Raw genomic sequence first — 4,489 nt, 5'->3', positions numbered from 1 at the left:
GTGCACAGCGGCGTGGTCATCGGCGCCGACGGTTTCGGCTTCGCGCCCAGCAAGAGCGGCTACGTGAAGATCGAGCAGCTCGGCAATGTCGCCATCGGCGATGACGTCGAGATCGGCGCCAACACCTGCATCGACCGCGGCGCGCTGGCCGATACCGTCATCGAAGACGGCGTCAAGCTCGACAACCTGATCCAGATCGCCCACAACGTGCACATCGGTCGCAACACGGCCATGGCCGGCTGTTCGGCGGTCGCCGGCTCGACAAGGATCGGTGCGAACTGCACCATTGGCGGCGCGGCCAACATCATCGGCCACCTGACCATCGTCGACGGCGTGCACATCTCCGCCGCCACCACCGTCACCCGCAGCATCACCGAGCCGGGCGTCTACAGCGGCCCCTATCCCTTCGAAGAGAATTCGAGCTGGCAGAAGAACGCGGCCACCTTGCGACAGCTCAGCACCCTGCGCGAGCGCGTGCGCGCGCTGGAGAAGAAATAAATGAACGAACCGACCCAGACCTCGACCCAGACTCAGGCCATCGTCCCGACGACGATGGACATCCACGAAATCCTCAAGCGCCTACCGCACCGCTACCCCATCCTGCTGGTGGACCGCGTCGTCGAGCTGATCAAGGGCGAGCGCATCCGCGCCATCAAGAACGTCTCGATCAACGAGCCCTTCTTCCTCGGACACTTCCCGCACCGCCCGGTCATGCCGGGCGTGTTGGTGCTGGAAGCGCTGGCCCAGGCCGCGACGCTGCTGGCCATCGAGACCGTGGGCATCGTGCTGGACGAGAAGTCGGTCGTCTACTTCGCCGGTATCGACGGCGCCCGCTTCAAGCGCCCGGTGGAGCCAGGCGACCAACTGGTGCTGGAAGTGACGCTGGGCCGCGCCAAGGCCGGCATCTACAAGTTCAATGCCCGTGCGCTGGTGGGCGAGCAGCTGGCCGCCGAGGCCGAGCTGATGTGCACGATGCGTCGTATCCAAGACTGATGAGCATCCACCCGACCGCCATCGTCGACCCGGCCGCCGAGTTGGACTCGTCGGTCGAGGTCGGCGCCTACACGCTGATCGGCCCGCACGTGAAGATCGGCGCCGGCACCAAGGTCGGCCCGCATGTCGTCATCGAAGGCCACACGACCATCGGCCGCGACAACACCTTCTTCCAGTTCAGCTCCATCGGTGCTGCCAACCAGGACAAGAAGTACGCGGGCGAGCCGACGAAGCTGGTCATCGGCGACCGCAACACGGTGCGCGAGTTCTGCACGCTGAACATCGGCACCGTGCAGGACCGCGGCGAGACGACGGTCGGCAACGACAACTGGATCATGGCCTACTGCCACCTGGCCCATGACGTCGTCGTCGGCAACGAGTGCGTGCTGGCCAATAACGCCACGCTTGCTGGCCATGTGCAGGTGGGCGACTGGGTCACCATCGGCGGCCTGACCGGCGTGCTGCAACGCATGCGCATCGGCGACCACGCCATGATCGGCTTCCAGGCCCATGTGGCCCAAGACGTGCCGCCCTTCATGACGGTGGACGGCAACCCGCTCGCGGCGCGTGCGGTCAACATCGTCGGCCTGAAGCGGCGCGACTTCAGCAGCGAGCGCATCGGCGTCATCCGCCAGATCTACAAGCTGCTCTACCGCAGCGGCCACACGCTGGATGAGGCCAAGGCCGGCATTGCAGCGCTGCGTGGCACGGAAGCCGGCGCGGCAGATGGTGACATCGACCTGATGCTGAACTTCCTTGCCGCCTCCAAGCGCGGCATCGTCAGATAGCCGTGCATACCGCGCCCCGCCTCGGCATGGTGGCCGGCGAGGCCAGCGGCGACCTGCTGGCCGGCCTGCTGCTGCAGGGCCTGCGTGCCCGCTGGCCGGCGCTGACAGCGCAGGGCATCGGTGGGCCGAAGATGATCGCCCAGGGCTTCGAGACCTGGTGGCCGCACAGCAAGCTCTCCATCTTTGGCTATGTCGACGCGCTGCTGAACATCCGCGAGCTGCTGTCCATCCGCAAACAACTGGGCACGCGCCTCATCTCGAACCGGCCCGATGTCTTTATCGGCGTTGACGCGCCCGACTTCAACTTCGGGCTGGAAACGCGGCTGCGCGAGGCCGGCATCAAGACGGTCCACTTCGTCTGCCCGTCCATCTGGGCCTGGCGGCCGGAGCGGGTCGTGAAGATCAAGGCGGCGGCCGACCACGTGCTGTGCCTTTTCCCGTTTGAGCCAGAGATCCTGCACAAGGCTGGCATCGGCGCAACCTACGTGGGCCATCCTTTGGCGGATGCGATTCCGATGGAGCCGCTTCGTTCGGCTTCGCGCGAAGCCTTGGGTCTGGCCGAAGCCGACACCGTCATTGCCCTGCTGCCTGGTAGTCGCAAGAGCGAGATCAACTACATCGCGCCGGCGCTGATCGGTGCGGCGAAGCTGCTCGCCCGGCCCGGCCGCCGCTTTGTCATGCCCGTCGTGCCGGGCCTGCGCGGTCTCATCGAGCCCATGCTGACGGGGGTCGACATCCAGCTCATCGACGGCCAGTCCCACACGGCCCTGGCGGCCTGCGACCTGACGCTGCTGGCCAGCGGCACCGCCACGCTGGAGGCGGCCCTGTTCAAGCGCCCCATGGTCATCGCCTACCGCATGAACGCGCTGAACTGGTGGCGCATGAAGGGCCGCGGCCTGCAGCCCTGGGTGGGCCTGCCCAACATCCTGGCGCGCGAGTTCCTGGTGCCTGAGTTGATCCAGGACGCCTGTACACCCGACAACCTGGCGCGGGAGGCGGAAGGCCTGCTTGCCGATGCAGCGCGCCGTGCCGCCCTGCACGAGCGCTTTGTCCAACTTCACGAGCTGCTGCGGCAAGACACCGCGCAGCGTGCCAGCGATGCCATCGCGACGCTCATCCAAGCCTGAACAGGTGTCCCTCGACTGGACACCGCCCGGCCTCGTCGCCGGCGTGGACGAGGCCGGGCGCGGGCCGCTCGCGGGCCCGGTGTTCGCGGCGGCCGTCATCCTCGACGACCTGCAGCCCATCAAGGGCCTGGCCGACTCCAAGGTGCTGACACCGGCCAAGCGCGCGCGGCTGTACGACGAGATCCGTGCCAAGGCGCTGTGCTGCTGCATCGCGCATGCGACGCACGAAGAGATCGACCGCATCAACATCCTGCAGGCCACGATGCTGGCGATGCAGCGCGCGGTGACGGGCCTGCGGCTCAAGCCAGCGCTCGTGCGCATCGACGGCAACCGGTTGCCGGTGCTGGCCGTACCGGCAGAGGCGATCGTGCAGGGCGACGCCACCGTGCAGGCCATCTCGGCTGCGAGCATCCTCGCCAAGGTGGCGCGGGACCTGTTCTGCGAACAGATGCACGAGAGTCATCCGCAATACGGCTTTGCCACCCACAAGGGCTACGGCACGCCGGAGCACCTCGCCGCGCTGAAGCAGCATGGCGCCAGCCCCTGGCACCGCCGCAGYTTYGCGCCGGTGCGCGAGGTCTGCATYGACGTGACGATCAATCCGCTGGCATGAAGCTGGACCACATCACCTCGCGCGACAACCCGGCGCTGGTTCGGCTGCGAAAGCTGACGGCGGACGCCAATGGCTACCGCAAGACCGGCAGCGTCTGGATCGAGGGCGACCACCTGCTGCGTGCGGCCCTGCAACGCGGCTGGCAGCCGGCCCTGGTCGTGCTGACGGAAACAGCGATGCAGGAGGCTGCCCTGGCCGCGTTGGCCGAATCCGCACCGCGCGCTCTGGTCGTGCCGGTGGCGCTGTTCAAGGGCCTGAGCGGCCTGGAATCGCCGGCGCAGATCGGCGCCGAGCTGACGCTGCCCGCGGTCCCCCAGATCGACGCCAATGCCGCCAGCGTGGTGCTGGACCGCCTGCAGGACGMCGGCAACGTCGGCGCCATCCTGCGCAGCGCGGCCGCCTTTGGTGTGCGCCAGGTGCTGGCCCTCAAAGGCACTGCGGCGCTGTGGTCGCCCAAGGTCGTGCGCGCAGGGCAGGGCGCCCATTTCGGCCTGCGCCTCGTTGAAGGCCTGGCGGCCGATGACCTCGCGGCGCTGCATGTGCCCATGATCGCGACCAGTTCCCACACCGAGCATGTGCTGCATCGCGTCGCCTTGCCCTCGCCTTGTGCCTGGGTCATGGGCCACGAAGGCCAGGGCGTGTCGCCCGAGCTGATGGCCCGCTGCGCGCTGACCGTGGGCATCCCGCAGCCAGGCGGTGAAGAGTCGCTCAATGTGGCGGCGGCGGCGGCGATCTGCTTGTACGAGAGCGAACGGCAGAAGGGCTGAGAACGCGCGGAAGCTTTGCCTTGTGCCGGGAGCCACTGGGCTGACCCCTTGATTGCCGCTTGCAATCGAGAATGATTCTCATTACAGTGACTTGATGCTCACTGATTCCTATCCGCCAAAGCCTGCGGCACAGCCGGGGGCTGTGATCCTGGGCAGAGGCCAGGCCCGCCAGATCGACAGCGCCACGCTGCTCGGTCCCAT

General features: G+C 67.4%; 6 protein-coding genes. All 6 read left to right on the top strand.

Translation table 11 applies throughout. The annotated features are described in order from the left end of the window. The coding region (locus tag AC1DU6_RS21220) for a UDP-3-O-(3-hydroxymyristoyl)glucosamine N-acyltransferase (RefSeq protein ID WP_477859396.1) at window positions 1-498 on the top strand (498 nt) is incomplete at its 5' end. Further along, window positions 499-993, top strand: a complete 495-nt coding sequence (gene fabZ, locus AC1DU6_RS21215) for a 3-hydroxyacyl-ACP dehydratase FabZ (protein ID WP_457322939.1) — start codon at window positions 499-501, stop codon at window positions 991-993. Next, entirely contained in the window at window positions 993-1,781 is a 789-nt protein-coding gene (gene lpxA / locus AC1DU6_RS21210; protein WP_477859394.1) for an acyl-ACP--UDP-N-acetylglucosamine O-acyltransferase, read from the top strand. Before fabZ ends, lpxA begins: the two co-directional genes overlap by 1 nt. Window positions 1,782-1,807: 26 nt before the next feature. Beyond that, entirely contained in the window at window positions 1,808-2,908 is a 1,101-nt protein-coding gene (gene lpxB / locus AC1DU6_RS21205; RefSeq protein WP_477859398.1) for a lipid-A-disaccharide synthase, read from the top strand. After that, window positions 2,880-3,521 carry a ribonuclease HII gene (gene rnhB, locus AC1DU6_RS21200; protein WP_477859392.1) on the top strand — a complete coding sequence of 214 codons (642 nt, stop codon included), beginning with the start codon at window positions 2,880-2,882 and terminating at the stop codon, window positions 3,519-3,521. The genes lpxB and rnhB overlap by 29 nt, the downstream gene beginning before the upstream one ends. Continuing rightward, window positions 3,518-4,288, top strand: coding sequence for a TrmH family RNA methyltransferase (locus tag AC1DU6_RS21195; RefSeq protein WP_477859390.1), 771 nt, complete (start codon window positions 3,518-3,520; stop codon window positions 4,286-4,288). The genes rnhB and AC1DU6_RS21195 overlap by 4 nt, the downstream gene beginning before the upstream one ends. Window positions 4,289-4,489: the final 201 nt, after the last annotated feature.

Source organism: Roseateles sp. P5_B10 (assembly GCF_056400485.1).
The sequence above is the reverse complement of the archived record's forward strand: the minus strand, read 5'-3'. Positions and strand labels throughout refer to the sequence as shown.

Bases quoted from the DNA above. Each gene is read 5' to 3' on its own strand.
- fabZ (WP_457322939.1), top strand. From the start codon at position 499: ATGAACGAACCGACCCAGACCTCGACCCAGACTCAGGCCATCGTCCCG.
- lpxA (WP_477859394.1), top strand. From the start codon at position 993: ATGAGCATCCACCCGACCGCCATCGTCGACCCGGCCGCCGAGTTGGAC.
- lpxB (WP_477859398.1), top strand. From the start codon at position 1,808: ATGGTGGCCGGCGAGGCCAGCGGCGACCTGCTGGCCGGCCTGCTGCTG.